Annotated in this window: 21 protein-coding genes; 8 read left to right on the forward strand and 13 right to left on the reverse strand. The window is 58.4% G+C overall.

Annotated features, from left to right (window positions below):
• Positions 1 to 92: 92 nt before the first annotated feature.
• From cysG to HUJ17_RS14555, 6 genes are all read right to left on the reverse strand, one after another.
• Positions 93 to 1,484: a siroheme synthase CysG gene (cysG, locus tag HUJ17_RS14530; RefSeq protein WP_290511370.1), complete on the reverse strand. Its 1,392-nt coding sequence runs from the start codon at positions 1,482 to 1,484 to the stop codon at positions 93 to 95.
• 32 nt (positions 1,485 to 1,516) lie between these two features.
• Entirely contained in the window at positions 1,517 to 2,809 is a 1,293-nt protein-coding gene (serS, locus tag HUJ17_RS14535; protein WP_290511371.1) for a serine--tRNA ligase, read from the reverse strand.
• Between the two features lie 172 nt (positions 2,810 to 2,981).
• Positions 2,982 to 3,374, reverse strand: a complete 393-nt coding sequence (locus HUJ17_RS14540) for a CrcB family protein (RefSeq protein ID WP_290511372.1) — start codon at positions 3,372 to 3,374, stop codon at positions 2,982 to 2,984.
• Entirely contained in the window at positions 3,371 to 4,702 is a 1,332-nt protein-coding gene (locus HUJ17_RS14545) for a replication-associated recombination protein A (RefSeq protein WP_290511373.1), read from the reverse strand. Before HUJ17_RS14545 ends, HUJ17_RS14540 begins: the two co-directional genes overlap by 4 nt.
• The gene (lolA, locus tag HUJ17_RS14550) at positions 4,699 to 5,313 is read right to left on the reverse strand and encodes an outer membrane lipoprotein chaperone LolA (protein ID WP_290511374.1); all 615 of its coding nucleotides are present in this window, start codon (positions 5,311 to 5,313) and stop codon (positions 4,699 to 4,701) included. The genes HUJ17_RS14545 and lolA overlap by 4 nt, the downstream gene beginning before the upstream one ends.
• Before the next feature lie 12 nt (positions 5,314 to 5,325).
• Positions 5,326 to 7,641 (reverse strand): DNA translocase FtsK, encoded by a 2,316-nt coding sequence (locus HUJ17_RS14555; protein WP_290511375.1) that lies wholly within the window; start codon positions 7,639 to 7,641, stop codon positions 5,326 to 5,328.
• A 309-nt stretch (positions 7,642 to 7,950) separates the two neighbouring features.
• On the opposite strand from HUJ17_RS14555, the gene trxB reads away from it, so the two are divergent.
• The 4 genes from trxB (at position 7,951) to infA (ending at position 10,825) form a co-directional block, all read left to right on the forward strand.
• Positions 7,951 to 8,898, forward strand: a complete 948-nt coding sequence (gene trxB / locus HUJ17_RS14560; RefSeq protein ID WP_290511376.1) for a thioredoxin-disulfide reductase — start codon at positions 7,951 to 7,953, stop codon at positions 8,896 to 8,898.
• A gap of 3 nt (positions 8,899 to 8,901) precedes the next feature.
• On the forward strand, positions 8,902 to 9,645 hold the full coding sequence (aat, locus tag HUJ17_RS14565; protein WP_290511377.1) for a leucyl/phenylalanyl-tRNA--protein transferase: 744 nt from the start codon (positions 8,902 to 8,904) through the stop codon (positions 9,643 to 9,645).
• Between the two features lie 114 nt (positions 9,646 to 9,759).
• A complete protein-coding gene (locus tag HUJ17_RS14570; protein WP_290511378.1) occupies positions 9,760 to 10,473 on the forward strand; it encodes an arginyltransferase in 714 nt (237 codons plus the stop codon).
• Between the two features lie 133 nt (positions 10,474 to 10,606).
• Positions 10,607 to 10,825, forward strand: coding sequence for a translation initiation factor IF-1 (infA, locus tag HUJ17_RS14575; RefSeq protein WP_008929746.1), 219 nt, complete (start codon positions 10,607 to 10,609; stop codon positions 10,823 to 10,825).
• A 124-nt stretch (positions 10,826 to 10,949) separates the two neighbouring features.
• Here the strand turns inward: infA and clpA are convergent, their stop codons facing one another.
• Both clpA and clpS read right to left on the reverse strand, forming a co-directional pair.
• Entirely contained in the window at positions 10,950 to 13,214 is a 2,265-nt protein-coding gene (gene clpA / locus HUJ17_RS14580; RefSeq protein WP_290511379.1) for an ATP-dependent Clp protease ATP-binding subunit ClpA, read from the reverse strand.
• Positions 13,215 to 13,261: 47 nt separating this feature from the next.
• Positions 13,262 to 13,618, reverse strand: a complete 357-nt coding sequence (gene clpS / locus HUJ17_RS14585; protein ID WP_052042425.1) for an ATP-dependent Clp protease adapter ClpS — start codon at positions 13,616 to 13,618, stop codon at positions 13,262 to 13,264.
• Positions 13,619 to 13,873: 255 nt separating this feature from the next.
• On the opposite strand from clpS, the gene HUJ17_RS14590 reads away from it, so the two are divergent.
• A complete protein-coding gene (locus HUJ17_RS14590; protein WP_290511380.1) occupies positions 13,874 to 14,140 on the forward strand; it encodes a cold-shock protein in 267 nt (88 codons plus the stop codon).
• 28 nt (positions 14,141 to 14,168) lie between these two features.
• Here HUJ17_RS14590 and icd read toward each other — a convergent pair whose 3' ends face one another.
• A complete protein-coding gene (gene icd / locus HUJ17_RS14595; RefSeq protein ID WP_290511381.1) occupies positions 14,169 to 15,431 on the reverse strand; it encodes an NADP-dependent isocitrate dehydrogenase in 1,263 nt (420 codons plus the stop codon).
• Between the two features lie 312 nt (positions 15,432 to 15,743).
• The gene (locus HUJ17_RS14600; RefSeq protein ID WP_290511382.1) at positions 15,744 to 17,966 is read right to left on the reverse strand and encodes an NADP-dependent isocitrate dehydrogenase; all 2,223 of its coding nucleotides are present in this window, start codon (positions 17,964 to 17,966) and stop codon (positions 15,744 to 15,746) included.
• 202 nt (positions 17,967 to 18,168) lie between these two features.
• Between HUJ17_RS14600 and HUJ17_RS14605 the strand changes: the two genes are divergently transcribed.
• Complete coding sequence (locus HUJ17_RS14605; RefSeq protein ID WP_290511383.1) at positions 18,169 to 18,792, forward strand: pseudouridine synthase; 624 nt, start codon at positions 18,169 to 18,171, stop codon at positions 18,790 to 18,792.
• Here HUJ17_RS14605 and HUJ17_RS14610 read toward each other — a convergent pair.
• From HUJ17_RS14610 to moaC, 3 genes are read right to left on the reverse strand one after another with little or no spacing between them, the layout of a single operon-like run.
• Positions 18,695 to 19,168 (reverse strand): molybdenum cofactor biosynthesis protein MoaE, encoded by a 474-nt coding sequence (locus tag HUJ17_RS14610; RefSeq protein WP_290511384.1) that lies wholly within the window; start codon positions 19,166 to 19,168, stop codon positions 18,695 to 18,697. The two genes, HUJ17_RS14605 and HUJ17_RS14610, sit on opposite strands and share 98 nt — an antisense overlap.
• Positions 19,165 to 19,419, reverse strand: a complete 255-nt coding sequence (gene moaD, locus HUJ17_RS14615; RefSeq protein WP_290511385.1) for a molybdopterin converting factor subunit 1 — start codon at positions 19,417 to 19,419, stop codon at positions 19,165 to 19,167. The genes HUJ17_RS14610 and moaD overlap by 4 nt, the downstream gene beginning before the upstream one ends.
• A complete protein-coding gene (gene moaC / locus HUJ17_RS14620) occupies positions 19,416 to 19,916 on the reverse strand; it encodes a cyclic pyranopterin monophosphate synthase MoaC (protein ID WP_290511386.1) in 501 nt (166 codons plus the stop codon). The genes moaD and moaC overlap by 4 nt, the downstream gene beginning before the upstream one ends.
• 97 nt (positions 19,917 to 20,013) lie before the next feature.
• Here moaC and HUJ17_RS14625 point away from each other — a divergent pair, with 97 nt between their 5' ends.
• Positions 20,014 to 20,481, forward strand: coding sequence for an NUDIX hydrolase (locus tag HUJ17_RS14625; protein ID WP_290511387.1), 468 nt, complete (start codon positions 20,014 to 20,016; stop codon positions 20,479 to 20,481).
• A 15-nt stretch (positions 20,482 to 20,496) separates the two neighbouring features.
• Positions 20,497 to 21,212, forward strand: a 716-nt coding sequence (gene mnmA, locus HUJ17_RS14630; protein ID WP_290511388.1) for a tRNA 2-thiouridine(34) synthase MnmA, incomplete at its 3' end; no start/stop codon positions are given.

The raw sequence follows: 21,212 nt of genomic DNA on the forward strand, positions 1-21,212 counted from the left end.
AAAGAAGCCGCGACCACAGCCATGGTCGCGGCTTCTTGCTTTCAAAACAGACGGGCCATCTCGCGTCGTTATTAATTATTCATTATTAATTATTAATTGCCTTTCCCGAACCATTCAAACTGCGAATGCAGACTCACCACACTGCCAACAATGATCAACGTTGGCGCATGGATCTCCCGCCCTTCGATCTGGTCCGCCAGGCTGTCCAGGGTCCCGGTGATCACTTCCTGAAGATTGGTGGTGCCCCTGGACACCAGGGCTATCGGCGTTTCACCGGAACGGCCGTGTTCCATGAGCTTTGTGCAGATCTGCCGCAGGCCCACCAACCCCATGTAGAACACCACCGTTTCCGTTTCACTGACCAGATGTTGCCAGTCCAGATCCACCGTGCCGTCTTTGCGGTGGCCGGTGACGAAGCGCACGGACTGGGCATGGTCCCGGTGGGTCAGCGGTATGCCGGCGTAGGCCGCACAACCACTGGCGGCGGTGATACCCGGCACCACCTGAAAGTCGATGCCCTCGGCCACGATCAGGTCGATTTCCTCTCCGCCGCGACCGAAGATGAAGGGGTCCCCGCCTTTCAACCGACAGACCTTCTTGCCCTGTTTGGCGTAGTGAACCAGCAGTTCGTTGATGTTGTCCTGTGGCAAGGCGTGCTTGTCACGGGCCTTGCCCACGTAGACCAGCTCCGCATCCCGCCGGGCCAGATCCACGATGCCCTGTCCTACCAGACGGTCATAGAGGACCACATCGGCTTTCTGCAACAGGCGCAGGGCGCGGAAGGTCAGCAGGTCAGGGTCGCCGGGACCGGCCCCCACCAGGTAGACCTCGCCACGGCTCAAGCGGGCTGCATCGGCCTGCTCGATGGCTTCGCTGAGCATGGCTTCGGCTTCGCTGTCCTTGCCAGCCATGACCTTCTCGACCAGCGGCCCTTCCAGGGCCTGCTCCCAGAACAGACGGCGGGCGCCCACGTTGTTGAGCTTGTCCTTGAGGGGCTGGCGAAACCTGGCCATCAGGTCGGCCAGACGGCCCCAGCGAGCCGGCAACATGGACTCAAGCTGACTGCGCAGTTTGCGCGCCAGTACCGGCGAGGCGCCAGAGGAACTAATACTGATTAGTACCGGCGAACGATCCACGATGGCCGGGAAAATGAAGTCACCCAGAGACGGGTTGTCCACCACATTGACCGGCAGCCCCCGAGCCTGGGCCTGCTGCGCCACTGCAGCATTCACCGCCGGGTCATTGGTGGCGCAGACAACCAGTGTCTGTCCGGTCAAATCGCTACTTTCAAAAACCCGCTCATGGATGACACCCTGACTTTGCACCGCAATGTCGCGCAGTTCTGCGCACACTTCGGGAGCAACAACACTCACCTTTGCACCTGATCGGTGCAGTAGACGCCCTTTGCGCAGGGCCACTTCTCCGCCCCCCACAAGCAGGGCCGATTTGCCCTGCAGTCGCCAGCTGATTGGTAGGAATTCCATCAATGCTCCCGGTTTCAATGAGCAGGAGCGTGCTACTGCAGCCGCTCCAGGCCTCTCATGTAAGGGCGCAATGCTTCCGGCACAGTCACGGAACCATCATCATTCTGATAGTTCTCCAGGATAGCCACCAGTGTACGCCCTACTGCCAGACCTGACCCATTCAAAGTGTGTACCAGTTCGGGCTTGCCGGTTTCCGGGTTACGCCAGCGGGCCTGCATGCGGCGGGCCTGATAGTCACGGAAATTGGAACAGGAGGAGATTTCCCGGTAGCGCTGCTGGCTGGGCAGCCATACCTCAATGTCATAGGTCTTGGAGGAAGAAAAGCCCAGATCGCCGCCACACAGGATCACTACCCGATAGGGTAAATCCAGCTTCTGCAGAATCGCCTCCGCATGGCCGGTCAGGGCTTCCAGGGCCGCATCCGACTCTTCCGGGCGCACCAGCTGCACCAGCTCCACCTTCTCGAACTGGTGCTGGCGGATCATGCCGCGGGTGTCCTTGCCATGGCTGCCGGCTTCGGAGCGGAAACAGGGGGTATGACAGGTATAACGTCGTGGCAGCGCCTCGGCGTCAATGATCTCGTCCGCCGCCAGATTGGTCACCGGCACCTCAGCGGTGGGAATCAGATACAGCTCGCGCTCACCTTCCATCTTGAACAGGTCATCCGCGAACTTGGGCAGCTGACCGGTGCCGCGCAGGGCTTCCGGACCCACCAGGTAAGGCACATAGACTTCTTCATAGCCGTGTTCGCTGCTATGAATATCGAGCATAAAATCGATCAGCGCACGATGCAGACGGGCCAAGCCACCAGTCATCACCGCAAAGCGGCTGCCGGAGAGTTTGGCGGCACGCTCGAAATCGAGACCGCCCTGCCCCAGCGCCTCGCCTACATCCACGTGGTCCTTGGGCTCGAAGGTAAAGGTCTTCGGTGTGCCCCACTGACGCACTTCCACGTTGTCGTCTTCGTCATTGCCGGCAGGCACGGCGTCCTGAGGCACATTGGGAATGCCCATCAGGAAATCACGGATTTCTTCCTGAATTGCCTTGGCGTTGGCCACCTCCTGATCCAGTTCCTGGTCAATGGTCTTCAGGGATTCGGCCACCTGGGCCTTGGCCTGCTCCACATCCATGCCGGACTGGATCAGCTGGCCCACCTGCTTGGACGCTTTCTTGCGCTCGGCCTGCAGATCCTGTGATCGCACGTCGGCCTGTTTGCGGCGAGCATCCAGGGCGGCAAAGGCATCCAGATCCAGGTCAAAACCACGCTTGGCCAGTGCTGCCTTGATGGCTTCACCGTCCTGACGCAGGGCACGAATATCCAGCATGTTTGTTTCACTCCAGGCAAAAAACGCCCGACGCCAGATGCCTGACGCAAGACGCTGATAAGATTCTTTCCCGTAGGAGCCATGCTTGCATGGCGAACCTGCTCGCGAGAGTGCCCTGACGGGCGGTTCGCCATGGGAGCATGGCTCCTACGGTGTATTGTTTCGGCGGTCGTTATTCAAACACCAACCGTCCCAGCAGCAACCCCAGCCCACCGAGACAAAAACAGACCATCACCGAGGCCAGGGCATAGCCAGCCGCCATGCCGTAGGCTTTCACTTCCACCAATCGAACCAGTTCGAAGGAAAAGGTGGAAAACGTGGTCAACGCGCCGAGCATGCCGGTCATCAGCGCCAGCCGCCAGAGCTCACCCACCGGCAGGCTGGCCAGAGCCACCGCCAGAAAGCCGAACAAAAAACTGCCCACCAGATTCACCCCGAAGGTGGCCCAGGGCCAGGTCGGCATGGTTGGCACACCGATCCACAGCGTAGTGGCAAAACGCAGGCTGGCCCCAAGAGCTCCGCCGCCGGCAACAGCCAGCCAGGGCGCCAGGGTTGCCATATTCATGACTCGTCCCCGTAGCGTTGCCAGTCACTTTGCTGGTTCAGTTCGCGCAGACGCGCCAGCTTTTCCGCCACCTTGATCTCCAGCCCCCGGTTCACCGGTTCGTACAAGCGGGTCCCGCTGAGGCTGGCCGGAAAGTAGTTCTCGCCAGCCACAAAGGCATCCGGAAAATCGTGGGCGTAATGGTACTCGGCCCCGAAGCCTTCGTCTTTCATCAACTGGGTGGGCGCGTTACGCAAATGCAGCGGCACCTCGTCGGTGGGGTGCTCACGCACCAGCGCCCTGGCCTGGTTGTAGGCCTTGTAGACCGCGTTGCTCTTCGGCGCCACGGCCAAATAGGCAATGGCCTGGGCAATGGCCAGCTCCCCTTCCGGGCTGCCCAGCCGCTCCTGCACATCCCAGGCCTGAAGGCAAAGCGTCAGCGCTCTGGGGTCAGCATTGGCCACTTCTTCACTGGCCATGCGCACCACGCGGCGGGCAATGTACAGGGGGTCACAGCCACCGTCCAGCATGCGCGCAAACCAGTACAGCGCCGCATCCGGGTCGGACCCACGCACGGATTTGTGCAGGGCGCTGATCTGGTCGTAGAACAGGTCGCCGCCCTTGTCGAAGCGTCGTACCGCATCGCGCAGGACTTCACGCATCAGCTCCGCATCAATCACCGGCGCCTCGCCGTCAGCCAGATCCGCCGCCACTTCCAGCATGTTGAGCAGACGCCGGGCATCACCATCGGCGTAGTTGAGCAGCAACTCGCGAGCCTCATCGTCCAGACGCATGCCTTTCAGACTCGGTTCCGCCAGAGCACGATCCAGCAGGCCACGCAGGTCGTCCGCAGTCAGTGAGCGAAGCCGGTAGACCCGGGCCCGGGACAGCAAGGCGTTATTGAGCTCGAAGGAAGGATTTTCGGTGGTAGCGCCGATAAAGGTGATGGTGCCCTCTTCCACATGGGGCAGGAAAGCGTCCTGCTGGGCCTTGTTGAAGCGGTGCACCTCGTCCACGAACAACACTGTACGGCGGCCCTGCCCCAGGCGAACCTGGGCCTGCTCCACCGCGGCACGGATATCCTTCACACCCGACAGCACTGCGGAAAGCGTTATAAAGGCAGCGTCCACCGCCTGGGCCAGAATCAGCGCCAGAGTGGTCTTGCCGGTACCCGGCGGCCCCCACAGAATCATGGAGTGCAACTGTCCGCGCTCCAGGGCCTGGCGAAAAGGCTTACCCTCGCCCACCAGATGCTGCTGCCCCACGTACTCGTCCAGCGAGGTGGGACGCAGGCGTGCCGCAAGGGGCTGTGCCTGCTGGGCAGCATCGGTGGCGAACAGGTCGTTCATTGCTGTTGCTGAATCACATCCGTGCCTTCCGGCGGCACGAAGTTGAACAACGAGGCATCAATGCCGGTGTTGATCATCAAGTCGCGAAAATCGATCACGGTTTGCTGACCCAGGGCATCCTGCAGACGCATGGAACGGGGCTTGTCGCCCTCGAAAGTCACATCCAGCTGGTCGAACAAGGGATCGCTGCCTTTCGGCTTGAGACGGTAGGTGACGCTTTCTCCCTCCCGGCTGCGCTCGGAAATGGCGAAGGCCTCGGCCACGTCAGCAGGTTTGCCGCCAAACAGCAGCGCAGGGGTCTGGCCAAGGTCCTGACTCAGGGGGCGCACCACCACTTGTTCCAGATCCTTGTCATAGACCCAGACGGTATTGCCATCGGACACCGCCAGTTGCTCGAAGGGCATTGCCGTGGACCAGTAGAAGCGGTTGCCCCGGGCCACCTGAAACTCCCCTTCCGCTTCCTGCATGTGGGTACCACCTTGGTCCAGCACCATCTGTTCAAACTGGCCCTTCATGGATTCCAGCTTCTGCAGCTTGGACAGCAGCTCATCGGTGGGGGCCGCCCACAACAGGGACGGCATAATCAGTAAACCCGTTAACAGCTTGCGCATTGAAACTCCTTGTTATACCGGCGGCGGCGCCAGCACTTCGCGCTGGCCGTTGTGCCCCGCCTCGCTGACAACCCCGGCCATCTCCATGGCTTCCACCAGACGGGCGGCACGGTTGTAGCCGATTTTCAGTTTCCGCTGCACAGAAGAGATGGAGGCCCGGCGCGACTGGGTCACATAGGCCACCGCCTCATCGTAAAGCGGGTCGTTTTCGTCATCGCCCCCCCCACCGGCACTTTCCATACCGGGCATGGGCGCATTGAGATCACTGCCTCCATCCAGAATTTCGTCCAGATAGTTGGGCTCACCGCGTTTGCGCCAATCGTCACAGACCCGGTGTACCTCTTCATCTGAGACAAAGGCGCCGTGAACACGTTCCGGAACACTTTTGCCGCCGGGCAAATAAAGCATGTCACCGTGGCCGAGCAGTTGCTCCGCCCCACCCTGGTCCAGCACCGTGCGGGAATCGATCTTGGAGGACACCTGGAAACCGATCCGCGACGGCACGTTGGCCTTGATCAGGCCGGTGATCACGTCCACGGATGGCCGCTGGGTGGCAAGAATCAGGTGGATACCGGCGGCACGGGCCTTCTGGGCAATACGCGCGATCAGCTCTTCCACCTTCTTGCCGACGATCATCATCATGTCGGCAAATTCATCGATCACGATGACGATGTAGGGCAGATGCTCCGCCAGTGGCGCCTCTTCCTCCAGATTCATGGGGTCGTCCGGCTTCCACATGGGGTCCTTGAGCGGCTGGCCCGCCTTCTTGGCGTCCGCCACCTTGCGGTTATAGCCGGAGAGGTTACGCACCCCCATGGATGCCATCAGCCGGTAACGCCGCTCCATTTCGCCCACGCCCCAGCGCAGGGCGCCGGCGGCTTCCTTCATGTCCGTGACTACCGGGGTCAGCAGATGGGGAATGCCGTCGTAGACCGCCAATTCCAGCATCTTGGGATCAATCAGGATCAGTCGTACGTCTTCCGGGTTCGACTTGAACAGCATGGACAACAGCATAGCGTTCACGCCCACTGACTTACCGGAGCCGGTGGTACCCGCCACCAGCAGGTGGGGCATCTTGGCCAGGTCGGCCATCACCGGGTTGCCGGCAATGTCCTTGCCCAGCGCCATGGTCAACGGCGACGGGGACTGGTCGAACATCTGCGTGCCAACCACTTCGGTAAAGCGGATCATTTCCCGCTGCTCGTTGGGAATCTCGATGCCCACGGTGGTCTTGCCGGGAATCACTTCCACCACCCGCACGCTGATCACCGCCAGGGAACGGGCCAGATCCTTCGCCAGGTTGGTGATCCGCGACACCTTGATGCCCGGCGCCGGCTGGATTTCGAAGCGGGTGATCACCGGGCCGGGCTGCACCGCCACCACTTCCGCTTCGATATTGAAGTCCTTGAGCTTGATTTCCAGCAGGCGAGACATGCCTTCCAGCGCTTCCTCGGAAAAGCCGCCTTTGGACTCCTCAACCTGATCCAGCAGCACCAGCGGTGGCAGCTCACCGTTTACCTCGGTAGTGAACAACTTCTGCTGTTTCTCCTTGTGCACCCGTGCACTCTTCTCAACGGGCTTGGCCGGTTTGGCGATCTTGGGTGGTGTGCGGGTTTCCGCTTTTTTCTTGGCCTCGCTGATCACCTTGGCGCGTTTCTCATGGGCCTGTTTCTTCTGCTGGGCTTCTTCACGCTTCTTGCGTCGCGCCTGCCACCAGGCGGGAATTTTCTCGAAGGCGCCCAACACCATGGCGCCGAGCCCTTCTGCCAGGGCAATCCAGGACAGATCGGTAAAGATGGTGACCCCAATCAGGAACAGAGCCACCATGATCAGGCTACCGCCCAGAGGGTTGAACCCGTCCAGCGCTGCGGCGCCCACCTCGTGGCCGAGAATGCCTCCGGCACCTTCCGGCAGCGCCTCCCCCACGGTGAAGTGCATGTAGGACAGTGCGGTTCCCGCCAGCATAGTCAGCATGAAACCAACCAGACGCAGACTGAACAATGGCCAGCTGCCCGGCAGCCCAGCATGACGTTCACGCAGCACCTTGGTGGCCCAGAAGCCTACCAGCACAGGAAACAGGTACGCCATGTAACCAAACAGGCCCAGTAAAAGATCAGCGCTGAACGCACCAGCCCGGCCGGCAGCATTGCGCACCGCGTCCACATTGCCCACATAGGACCAACCCGGATCCCGGCTGTCGAAACTGATCAGCGCCAGCAGCAGATACAGGGACAGGGCGATCAGGGCGATCACCATGCCCTCTACCAAACCGCGCTTGAGATGGCGGGAAAACCCGGACTGTCCTTGCCCGGCAACCGTTTTACTCACGCCTTACCCCTTGAATTCATAAAGTTAAGCTTAAGAAAATGCCGATAACGAATTGAAATTATTGCGATTGTAGTCAATCCCGCGGGGAGCAGCCAGTTTTGTCGCCACGGCATTGGCGGGCCGGCGGGAATTATCGCACAAATCCTGCTGACTGCCTGCCCGACCCGGGTGCGGTTGGGCAAATCTATAGGACCTATAGGCTTCACGTCACCCCGGTTTTACGGTAGTTTTCACACGCCTTGAATGTGCAGCGCCGCACCCCCATTAGCTGGGTGACAACCTGCCCTTACCTATCAACTGGAGTTCTCAATGAGCGACGTGCAGCACCATCGCCTGATTATCCTCGGTTCCGGCCCCGCGGGTTACACCGCCGCCGTTTACGCCGCCCGTGCCAACCTGAAGCCGGTGGTGATTACCGGGATTCAGCCAGGTGGGCAGCTGACCACCACCACCGAGGTGGATAACTGGCCTGGTGACGTGGAAGGCTTGCAGGGACCGGACCTGATGGTGCGTATGCAGCAGCACGCCGAGCGTTTCGAAACGGAAATGGTGTACGACCACATCAATGAGGTGGATGTCCGTAATCGCCCCTTTACCCTCAAGGGGGACAGCGGCACCTACACCTGTGACGCCCTGATCATCGCCACCGGCGCCTCCGCCATGTATCTGGGTCTTGAATCCGAAGAAGCCTTTATGGGCCGAGGCGTGTCCGCCTGTGCCACTTGTGATGGCTTTTTCTACAAGAACCAGCGCGTAGCCGTTATCGGTGGTGGCAACACTGCTGTCGAGGAAGCGCTATATCTGTCGCATATCGCTGAACACGTGACCCTGGTACATCGCCGCGACAGCCTGCGCGCTGAGAAAATCCTCCAGGACAAGTTGCTCGCCAAGGACAACATCAGCGTCGAGTGGGACCACACCCTGGAAGAAGTGCTGGGCGACGACAGCGGCGTGACCGGGATGCGTATCAAGTCCACCAAGGGTGAAGGCAGCAAGGATATTGAACTGCAGGGCGTGTTCATTGCCATCGGGCACAAGCCGAACACGGATATCTTCGAAGGTCAGCTGGACATGAATGACGGCTACATCAAGATCCGTAGCGGTATCGAAGGCAATGCCACTGCGACCACCGTTGAGGGCGTATTTGCGGCCGGTGATGTGGCGGACCACGTCTACCGTCAGGCGGTTACCTCCGCCGGTGCCGGCTGCATGGCCGCTCTGGATGCTGAGAAGTATCTGGACAACCTGAACCACTAAAGCATGGTGCCGTGGCTGGAACCGGGAACCCCGTTCCCGGATACCCGCACCGCCCTGACCGACCCGGACGGTTTGCTGGCCGCCGGGGCCGATCTAAGCCCGGAGACACTGCTCCGGGCTTATTCGTTGGGTATCTTTCCCTGGTACGATGCGGACTACCAGCCAATCCTGTGGTGGTCCCCTGCCCCACGCTGTGTAATTCACCCGCGACGCATACACATCAGCCGCAGCCTGGCTCGGCATCTGCGTCGAAGCGACTTTACCGTCACACTGGATCGTGCTTTCGAATCGGTGATGCGCCTGTGCGCCGCCCCCCGGGCTGATGGTCTGGGCACCTGGATCAGCGAGGAAATGATCAACGCCTATGTGCACCTGCACAGGCTTGGTTATGCCCACAGCCTGGAGGTCTGGCAGGACGGGCAGATTGCCGGTGGTATCTACGGCATCAAGCTGGGCGGAGTCTTCTTCGGAGAATCCATGGTCTCGCCTCGACCGAACGGCTCCAAGGTTGCCTTTGCCGCCCTGCGAGCCCTGGCTCCAACCCTGGGTATCGAACTGATTGATGCCCAAGTGGAAAACCCGCACCTGCACAGCCTGGGCGCCGAATTGATCGACCGGCCCGCCTTCGAGGGGCTACTGAAACAGCTGGTTCCTGACGCTCCCAAGGCCGAGCAATGGCCTGATACCGAATGGGACCGATCTCTGCCGCTCGACAACACACCGCAGGAGCCTGCCTGCAGGCGATAGCGGATAGCAATCCCCTTCCTGATCGCCAGCAAGGCTGGCTCCTGCACCCAAACAGAGTCACCCTGAATTCGGCAGGCGTATGGTTTCCACCGTTATATTCGCTACACTGAAGGCATGACCGATCTGTCAACGCTGCGGTTCTTCCGCACCCCGGCCCACAGCTGCAGCTACCTGGAAGACCGCCAGGCATCTACCCTGTTTGTGGACCCACAGGCCAAACTCTCACCGGAGCTCTATAGCGAACTGAGCTTGCTGGGGTTTCGTCGTAGCGGCGATTATCTCTACCGCCCGCACTGCGACGGCTGCAACGCTTGTATACCCGCGCGGGTACGCGTTACGGATTTCCGCGCCCGACGTCGCCATAGACGCATTGAAAAGGCCAATCAGGATCTCACTGTTCACCGCGAGCCAGCTCGCTACACCCGTGAGTTCTACACCCTCTATGCAGCCTATATTGACCAACGTCACGGTGACGGTGACATGTACCCCCCTTCGGAGGAGCAGTTCACCAACTTCCTGACCTGCGACTGGGCAGATACTCACTTCTACTGCTTTCGCCAGGAGGGCAAGCTGGTGGCGGTGGCGGTGACCGATCAACTGGAGGATGGCCTTTCTGCCGTCTACACTTTTTTCGATCCGACACTGCCTGAACGCAGCCTGGGCGTGATGGCCCTGCTCTGGCAGATTCGTCATTGCCAACGTCTGGAACTGCCCTATCTTTACCTGGGCTACTGGATTCATCAGTGCCAGAAGATGGAGTACAAGAGCCAATATCAACCTCTGGAAATCCTGCGCAGTGGTGCCTGGAAGGAATTCAACAAGGACTAGACAGTCCATAGAGGCACTCTATAGCGTGCCGGATAACCCCCTTTTCCCCTGTATCCCAACTTCTTTTGCAGCCCGGCGTCTTTTCCGGCACAATTGCGCCCGCTAATAGCCGGTAACCCAAGGTATTCGTTGGATGGCGAAAGAAGAGCAGATTGAACTAGAAGGTGTCATCGTTGAAACCCTGCCGAACACGATGTTTCGTGTGAAGCTGGACAACGGTCATGTTATTACCGCCCATATCTCCGGGAAGATGCGTAAATTCTATATCCGCATTCTCACCGGCGACCGCGTCAAGGTGGAGATGTCCCCCTATGACCTGAGCAAGGGCCGTATTACGTTCCGCATGAAATAAGCCGAAAAGCAGTTATTAATTAATAGTTAATAGCTAAAAAAATACCCCCGTCTCATTCGAGCCGGGGGTATTTTTGTTTGCACTTTTCGTTATTAACTACTCATTATCAATGATTCACTGCTTTTTATGCTGGCTCCGGTTCCGCTGCCTTCACGGTGAGCGACAACTGACCATCCTTCTCGGTCACATCGACCTGGCCACCGTTCTCGGAAAGTTCACCGAACAGCAATTTTTCCGCTAGCGGCTTCTTGAGCTGCTCCTGGATCAGGCGCGCCATGGGTCGGGCGCCCATATCCTTGTCGTAGCCCTTGTCTGCCAGCCAGGTGCGGGCGGCCTTGTCCACGTTGAGCACCACTCCCTTCTCGTCCAGCTGCGCCTGCAGCTCCACCAGGAACTTGTCCACCACACCGAGGATGACCTCTGTGGACAGTGGCTTGAACTGGATAATGCCATCCAGGCGGTTGCGGAACTCGGGGGTGAAGACCTTTTTCAGCATCTCCATCCCATCGGTGCTGTTATCCTGCTCCGTGAAACCGATGGTGCGCTTGTTCAGCACTTCCACACCTGCGTTGGTGGTCATGATCACAATCACGTTGCGGAAATCAGCCTTACGACCGTTATTGTCGGTCAGCGTGGCATTATCCATGACCTGCAACAGGATATTGAACACCTCCGGGTGAGCCTTTTCGATTTCGTCCAGAAGCAGCACACAGTGAGGCGTCTTGGTCACGGCCTCGGTCAGCAGACCGCCCTGGTCATAACCCACATAGCCGGGAGGTGCGCCGATCAAGCGGCTGACGGTATGACGCTCCATGTACTCCGACATGTCAAAGCGCACCAGTTCCACGCCAAGAGCCCGGGCCAGCTGCCGGCTGACCTCGGTCTTGCCCACCCCGGTGGGGCCGGCAAACATGAAGCTGCCAATGGGCTTGTGCTCGCCCTTGAGGCCCGCACGGGACAGCTTGATGGCCGCAGAGATGGTGTCGATGGCCTCTTCCTGGCCGAACACTGTCATCTTCAGGTCCCGCTCCAGGTTGCGCAGCAGCTCCTTGTCAGACGAAGACACCTGCTTGGGCGGAATGCGGGCGATCTTGGCCACCATGTCTTCCACATCGGATTCGTCAATGGTGTGCTTGCGCTGGTCTTCCGGGCGCAGGCGCTGCCAGGCACCCACTTCATCGATCACATCGATGGCCTTGTCCGGCAGGTAGCGGTCATTGATATAGCGGGCACTCAGCTCCGCCGCCGCTTTCAGGGCGGCATCGCTGTAGCTCACGTCGTGGTGCTTCTCGAAACGGCTCTTCAGCCCCTTGAGAATGCCCACGGTATCTTCCACGGAGGGCTCTACCACGTCGATTTTCTGGAACCGGCGAGACAGGGCACGGTCCTTCTCGAACACACCCCGGTATTCCTGGAAAGTGGTCGAGCCCATGCACTTCAACTCACCGCTGGCCAGCATGGGCTTGAGCAGATTGGAGGCATCCATGACACCACCGGACGCAGCGCCCGCTCCGATGATGGTGTGGATCTCATCGATAAAGAGGATCGAGTTGGGGTCTTTCTTCAGCTCGGCCAGTACCGCTTTCAGGCGCTTCTCGAAATCGCCCCGGTACTTGGTGCCGGCCAGCAAGGCGCCAAGATCCAACGAGTAGACGGTGGCATCCAGCAGCGGCTCAGGCACCTTCTCTTCCACGATCATGCGTGCCAGACCTTCAGCAATGGCGGTCTTGCCGACACCGGGCTCACCCACCAGTAGCGGATTGTTCTTGCGGCGACGACAGAGTATCTGGGCCGCCCGCTCTATTTCGAAAGCACGCCCCACCAGCGGATCAATGCGGTCCGCACGGGCCAGCTCATTCAGGTTGCTGGCATAGTTTTCCAGGGCGCTGGCCGGCGCACTCTCCCCGGCATTTTCCATGTCCTGTTCCGCCTCCATGGACGGTTCCGCATCCTGCACCTGCGATATGCCGTGGGCGATAAAATTCACCACGTCCAGGCGATGGATATCCTGGCAGTTGAGGAAATAGACTGCCTGGCTTTCCTGTTCGTTGAAGATGGCCACCAGCACGTTGGCGCCGGTCACCTCTTTCTTGCCGGAGGATTGCACGCTGAAGACGGCGCGCTGGAGCACACGCTGGAACCCCAGGGTTGGCTGGGTATCACGATCCGGATCACTTTCCGGCAACAGGGGGGTGGAGTCCTCGATAAACTGGCTTAACGCATCGCGCAGTTCCTCCAGATCCGCGCTACAGGCACGCAAGACCTCGACGGCCGCCTCGTTATCCAGCAGCGCCAGCAGCAAATGCTCAACGGTCATGAATTCATGCCGGTGGCTACGTGCGTGGCGGAACGCTTCGTTGAGCGTCATTTCCAGTTCTTTGCTGAGCATAAGGCTACCTCACTGCAGTACCCGGACATTCAGTTGGAGAGCCTGAATCAGGCCTTCTCCACCTGACACATCAGCGGATGCTGATTTTCACGGGCATATTCCACCACCTGAGTGGCTTTCGTTTCGGCGATATCCTGGGGATACACCCCGCACACCGCCTTTCCTTCGGTATGGACCGTGAGCATCACACGGGTTGCCTGCTCGCGGCCCAGATTGAAGAAGTCTTCCAGTATCTCTACCACAAAATCCATGGGGGTGTAGTCATCATTGAGCATCAACACCTTGTACATGGAGGGGGGCTTCAACTTCGGCCTGGCCTCCTCTACCGCCAGATCCCCATGACGATCCGGGTCGGAGGGAGTATCTGCAGGCCCGTTACGGAGATCATCTTTTCCGTGAGCCATCACCAAGTGCCCTTGTTGTTGCCAGTTCATAATGCCTCAAAACCGTTGTAACCCTGCTGGCGTCAGCAGGCAATGAAGAAATGATGGGCGGTAACGGATTTTTCAATCCCTGCCCGTGAATATTTCACGGGCTTGACACCCTGCGACGCATGTTTAAAAGTTGCACGATAACTCCGGTTACCAGTTTACCGTAGCAGTCGGCCCGGGGATAACAACAAACAATGACAGCCATTGGATAGGCAAGAGGGAAGGACCATGGCAACGGGACGAGTAAAGTGGTTTAACAATGCCAAGGGGTACGGGTTTGTCAGGCCGGATGAAGGGGGGGAGGATCTGTTTGTCCACTACTCCTACATCCAGATGGAGGGCTACAAGAGCCTGAAGGCAGGGCAACCCGTGGAATACGAGGTGCAGCCGGCCAACAAGGGCTTTCACGCCGTCAATTTGCGTGCTGACGGGGAGTACACCGCCGAAGCCGATAACGAAGAAGGCGCCGCTGCAAGCCAGTCGACGCCTTCCTGATAGTGCAAATGAGCGGGTGTCTGATAGGTCAGATACCCATATGCTCAATCACCGCATCTCCGAATTCGGAGCACTTCAGCAAGGTAGCGTCCGGCATCAGCCGTTCGAAATCATAAGTCACGGTCTTGGCGGCAATGGCGCCTTCCACACCATTGATGATCAGGTCGGCAGCATCGTTCCAGCCCATGTGACGCAGCATCATTTCAGCTGACAGAATCAGGGAGCCCGGGTTCACCTTGTCCTGGCCGGCGTACTTTGGAGCGGTACCGTGGGTCGCCTCGAACAGGGACACGGACCCACCAATATTGGCGCCCGGCGCGATGCCGATACCGCCCACTTCTGCTGCCAGCGCATCGGAAATGTAGTCACCATTCAGGTTCAGGGTGGCAATCACGCTGTAGTCGGCTGGACGCATGAGGATCTGCTGGAGGAACGCATCCGCGATCACGTCCTTGATGATGATTTGCTTGCCTGTACGCGGGTTCTTCATGGTCATCCAGGGACCACCATCGAGCAATTCAGCGCCGAAACGCTCGCCGGCCAGCTGATACCCCCAGTCCTTAAAGGCCCCCTCGGTGTACTTCATGATGTTGCCTTTATGCACCAGGGTGACGGAATCCTTGTCATTGTCGATGGCGTACTGAATGGCCTTGCGTACCAGACGCTGGGTCCCCTCGCGGGACACCGGCTTGATGCCGATGCCACAGCCTTCCGGGAAGCGGATCTGGGTAACGCCCATCTCCTCGCGCAGGAAACGGATCAGTTTGGTGGCTTCCGGGCTGTCCGCAGCCCATTCGATGCCAGCGTAAATATCTTCGGAGTTCTCACGGAAGATGATCATGTCGGTGAGTTCAGGGTGGACCACCGGGCTGGGTACCCCTTCGAAATAGCGAACCGGTCTCATACAGGTATAGAGGTCGAGTTCCTGACGCAGGGCCACGTTCAGAGAGCGGATGCCACCACCTACCGGGGTGGTCAGCGGACCCTTGATGCCCACGGTAAATTCTCGCAATGCTTCCAGGGTCTCTTCCGGCAGCCAGACATCAGGCCCGTAAACCACCGTAGCTTTTTCCCCGGCGTAGACTTCCATCCAGGTGATAGCGCGCTTGGTACCGTAGGCTTTTTCGATTGCTGCACTAACGACTTTCATCATCACTGGTGTGATATCGACACCAATGCCGTCCCCTTCGATATAAGGAATTATCGGGTGATTGGGGACATTCAGGGACAGGTCCGCATTAACCGTGATTTTGTCACCGTCTGCGGGAACCGTGATCTTTTGGTATCCCATCTACACTACTCCCTCTGAATAAAAGCGAATCAGGTATTTACTGGCGAGTATATCACCGACCTACAGGCTGCGGACATCTTGGCCAGGCCGGGTTTTTCCCTGCTATTTCCCACTGCAGCCCCCTTGCTGTAGGGACGGTCCATCGGCAGAAGCCAGCTTCCCTTCGCGCTCATGGCAAAACATAGATGCCGGACTCCCGACAGAGCGGATAAGCACTGAGAGCACCGGTTTCCTGGAGTTCTGGCCGGGAGAACAGACCAGGATTTCCACAAAAAAGCCGGCTTGCGCCGGCCCTTTATTTGCAACAGAAGCTTACAGCTTATCGAGAATATTATTGAATGTGGCGCTTGGCCGCATCGCGGCAGATACCTTGCCGAAATCAGGGTTATAATAACCACCGATATCAACGGGCGAACCCTGCACTGCTACCATTTCCTTGACGATGGCATCTTCGTTTTCGGTAAGGGCAGATGCGATGGCTGTGAATTTGCTCTTCAACTCGGCATCATCATCCTGTTCAGCAAGCGCCTGAGCCCAGTACATGGCCACATAGAAATGACTGACCCGGTTATCGGGCTCACCCACCTTGCGTGACGGCGATTTATTCTGCTCGAGATACTGCTCATTGGCTTTATCCAGGGCGGCGGCAATAACCTTGGCCTTCTCGTTGCCATATTTTTCACCCAGCTCTTCGATGGAGACCGACAGAGCGAGAAATTCGCCCAGCGAATCCCAACGCAGGTGATTCTCTTCAGTGAACTGCTGCACATGCTTCGGTGCGGAACCGCCAGCACCGGTTTCATAAAGCCCACCGCCTGCCATCAGAGGCACAATGGAAAGCATCTTGGCGCTAGTGCCGAGCTCCAGAATCGGGAACAGGTCAGTCAGGTAATCGCGCAACACATTCCCCGTTACCGAGATTGTGTCTTTACCCCGAATCATGCGCTCCATGGTATAACGAATCGCCTGGACCGGAGACATGATGCGGATATCAAGCCCCTCGGTATCATGGTCTTTAAGGTATTTTCTAACCTTAACAATGAGCTGGGCGTCATGGGCTCGCTCTTTGTCCAGCCAGAAAATCGCCGGGGTACCGCTTTGGCGGGCACGGCTGACAGCCAGCTTCACCCAATCGCGAATGGGCAGGTCTTTCGCCTGGCACATGCGCCAGATATCACCTTGCTCCACATCATGGGTCAGCAATACTTCACCATCTTCACGGACGATGCGCATGGTTCCGTCAGCTTCTACTTCAAAGGTCTTGTCATGCGAGCCATATTCTTCGGCTTTCTGGGCCATAAGGCCCACATTTGGCACAGAGCCACAGGTGACCGGATCGAAGGCACCGTGGGTTTTGCAGAAGTTGATGACTTCCTGATAGATGGTCGCATAGGTGCTTTCAGGGATGACGGCTTTGGTGTCTTTCAGCTTCCCGTCAGCACCATACATCTTGCCGCCCTGCCGAATCATCGCGGGCATGGAGGCATCGACAATAACGTCTGATGGCACATGCAGATTTGAGATGCCGCGGTCTGAATCAACCATGGCCAGCTCGGGGCGATGCAGGTAACAGGCACGTATGGTGGATTCGATTTCCAGACGCTGGGAAATCGGCAACTCTTCAATCTTCTGATAAATGTGACTCAAGCCATTATTCGGATTGGCGCCGATCTCCTCGAGCGTGTCGCCATGCTTGTCGAATAGCTCTTTGTAGAAACGACGTACCGCGTAGCCGAACACAATGGGGTGTGAGACCTTCATCATGGTGGCTTTTACATGCAAGGAGAACAGGATGCCGGTTTCTTTGGCATCATCGATTTGCTTGTCAAAAAAATCACAGAGCGCTTTTTTGCTCATGTACATGGCGTCAATCACTTCGCCATCAAGAAGCGGCAATTCCGGCTTCATGACCGTGATCTTGCCGTTGGTATCCTCAAATTCGATGCGGACCTTGCATGCCTTCTCAATCGTGAGGGAGGTCTCATGGGAAAAGAAGTCTCCCCCCCGCATGTGAGCAACATGGGTCCGGGATGCCTGGCTCCAATACCCCATGCTGTGGGGGTTCTTGCGAGCATAATTTTTCACCGCAATAGGCGCACGACGATCCGAGTTACCTTCCCGAAGCACAGGGTTTACCGCAGAACCGAGAATTTTGGTGTAGCGAGCCTGGATCTCTTCTTCTTCCGGGTTATGAGGATCATCCGGGTATTCAGGCACAGGAAAACCATGCTCATTCAGTTCAGCGATAGCTTCCCTGAGCTGAGGTATGGAGGCACTGATATTGGGAAGTTTGATAATGTTGGCGTCTGGATCCTGGGTCAACTCCCCGAGCGCGGAGAGGGTGTCACTCACCTTCTGCTCGTCTGAAAGATATTCAGGAAACGTCGCGAGAATACGTGTAGCCAGTGATATATCGCTGCTTTCAACTTGAATTCCAGCGATCGAAGTAAATTTCTCAATGATAGGTAAAAAGGAATAGGTCGCCAGCGCTGGCGCCTCATCGGTAATGGTGTAGATAATTTTAGGGGTGGTCATAAAATTACAGGTCCCAATTGTATTGGCAGTGCTTCTCGCCCGATATGAGCCGGCTTTTGACCGTCAGATCAGCGAGCCTAAAAGGAGTGCTCCCTCCAGATAACCGTATTCTGCATGAGCTGGCGAGTATAGCACCGACCGTTTAGCCTTGTTAGTTCAACCGGCACCACTGCCTCAACGACAGCCATCGAAACCCATACCCATGGCACAACTGATATTGCTCAATAAACCCTTTCATACGCTGTCCCAGTTCAGCGACGACAAGGGTCGTCAAACACTGCGCGAGTTCGTACCGGTACCTGGGGTCTACCCGGCCGGACGGCTTGACTGGGATTCTGAAGGCCTGCTGTTGCTCACTGATGACGGCGCCTTGCAGGCACGCATCAGTGACCCGCGTTTCCATCTCCCCAAGACCTATCTGGTGCAAGTGGAAGGCAAGCCCGGGGAACACGAACTGCAAAAACTGCGCCAGGGAATCACTCTCAAGGATGGGCCCTGCCGGCCTGCCCAGGTGGAAGCCGTCAAGGCGCCTGATCTATGGCCGCGCCATCCCCCGGTCAGGACCCGTAAAACGGTAACGGATAGCTGGCTGAAACTCACCATAGACGAAGGTCGAAACCGGCAGGTACGCCGCATGACTGCCGCCATTGGCCACCCCACCCTGCGCCTCGTTCGCTGGCAGATCGGCGACTGGGACTTGACTGGCCTGGCTCCCGGAGAATGGCGCTCTATGGCAGTTCATGCCCCGAAAGCGCCTGCAGCCAGGCAGCGGCGGCCTCGGCGTCCCGCCGGCGGGCCTCGACCCAAAACCAGTGGCCGTCGATAAGCTCTTTCTTCCAGAATGGTGCGCGGGTTTTCAACAGGTCCATGATGAAGGCGCAGGCCTCGAACGCCGCCTGCCGATGCCCCGCACTGACCGCCACCTGAACGATGTCGTCACCGGGGGCCATGGTGCCAACCCGGTGCACCACCCAGGCACCATTAAGGTGCCATTTCTGCCCCGCCTGCTCGACGATGGTGCCAAGAACGGACTCCGTCATCCCTGGGTAATGCTCCAGATGGAGCGCCTCCACACTTCCCTGCTCATCGCGGACCTGCCCGCAAAACTGTACCTGAGCGCCACTCAGGCCAGCATCACGAAGCCAATCAGAGGGTTCAGCAGCTACCAATGGCCCGTTGCGAATTTCAATACGGGTTTTCATCCGCCTGTCACCGGGGGGAACAGCGCCACAACATCACCCTGAGAAATGCTGGATTCTTCCGAGCCCAACACCTCATTGACTGCCACCATACGGCGTGGCGTCGCCGCCAGGGCATCCGCCAAGTCGGGATCCCTCTCTAGCCAGGCCACCAGTTTTGCCACCGTATCTACCGAATCCGGCGGGGACACTTCCAGCCTGTCGCTACCTACACGCTCACGCAGAGCGGCGAAAAAACGTACCTCTATCATCATTGATCTTCCGTTTCCGGATCCTGTCGCTGGTAGTGGCCACTACGCCCCCCACTCTTCTCAAGCAGGCAGACCTCTTCAATCACCATGCCACGATCCACCGCCTTGCACATGTCGTAAAGCGTCAGCGCAGCCACCGAAGCCGCCGTCAGCGCCTCCATTTCCACTCCGGTGACACCTTTGAGCTTGCAAGTGGCCAGAATTTCCAGGCTATCCTCGGCCGTTTCCTCAATGGCCACCGTCACCTTACTGAGCAGCAAGGGGTGGCACATGGGAATCAGATCCCAGGTTTTCTTGGCCGCCTGAATGCCGGCAATACGCGCCGTGGCCAGCACATCCCCCTTGGGGTGTCGCTGGTCACGGATCATAGCCAAGGTTTGCGGCTTCATACGGATACGCGCCCGGGCCGTTGCCTCTCGCTGCGTTTCCGCCTTGTCGGTCACGTCCACCATCTGGGCGCGTCCCTGGTCATCCAGGTGAGTAAACCGGTCCCCGGGCATTGATCACTCCTGTTGTCTGTGGCGCTGCTGCGCTACCATTCCCGCCTTTATTATCATTGTGCTCCATTTGGACGGGGCCGGTATCGGTAGGGTTGCTATGAACAGCTTTGAGCCGCACATTACTGTGGCCTGTGTGGTGGAACAAGACGGGCGCTTCCTCTTTGTTCGGGAAATGAGCAAGGGCCAGGAAGTGCTGAACCAGCCCGCCGGGCATGTGGAATTCGGTGAAAACCTGATGCAGGCGGCCTACCGGGAAACCCTGGAAGAAACCGCCTGGCAGGTGGAGATCACGGATTTGCTGGGCTGGTATATCTTCCAGCCCTTCCGCGGCGCCGGGGTCTATTACCGCACCTGTTTTGTGGCCAGGCCGGTGAGCCATGACCCGGGCCAGAAACTGGATACCGGTATTCTCGGCGCCGAATGGCTGACACCGGACGAACTACGCAGCCGCCGCCCCCAACACCGTAGCGCCCTGGTGGAAAAATGCCTGGATGACTACCTGTCAGGCCGGCGCCTGCCATTGGACACCATCTATCAGCACCCCTGGCCGCTGCAGCGCGGCTGAGATGAAGGCAGTACCATGAGCCAAGTTTCTGCAAAAGCCCCACAAAATACCCGTGTGATCGTCGGCATGTCCGGCGGCGTTGATTCCTCGGTGGCCGCTGCACGGCTGCTGGATGCAGGCTATCGCGTCGAAGGCTTGTTCATGAAGAACTGGGACGAAGATGACGGCACCGAGTACTGCACCGCCCGGGAAGACCTGATGGATGCCATGCAGGTGGCCGGGGTGCTGGGCATCGAGCTGCATACCGCCAATTTCGCAACGGAATACTGGGACCGGGTGTTCGAGCACTTCCTGGCCGAATACCGGGCCGGACGCACCCCCAACCCGGATATCCTCTGCAACAAGGAAATCAAGTTCCAGGCGTTTCTGGACCATGCCATCACCTTGGGCGCGGACTACATTGCTACCGGCCACTATTCGCAGGTGAGCCACGATGGTAAGGGGCGTTTATTGCGCGCTGTGGATACCAACAAGGACCAGACCTACTTCCTCCACGCCGTGGATCACCGCAAATTCGAGCGCACCCTGTTCCCGCTGGGTGACCTGGAAAAGCCGCAAGTCCGTCGCATCGCCGAAGAAAAGGGCTTCGCCAACCACAAGAAGAAGGATTCCACCGGGATCTGTTTCATTGGTGAGCGACGCTTCAAGGATTTTCTCGAACAGTACCTGCCCGCCCAGCCCGGCAAGATCGAGGATGACCATGGCAATGTGATCGGCGACCACGACGGGCT

Origin of the sequence: Alcanivorax sp. (assembly GCF_014762765.1) — a bacterium.
In the GTDB taxonomy this organism is placed as follows: Bacteria; Pseudomonadota; Gammaproteobacteria; order Pseudomonadales; family Alcanivoracaceae; genus Alcanivorax.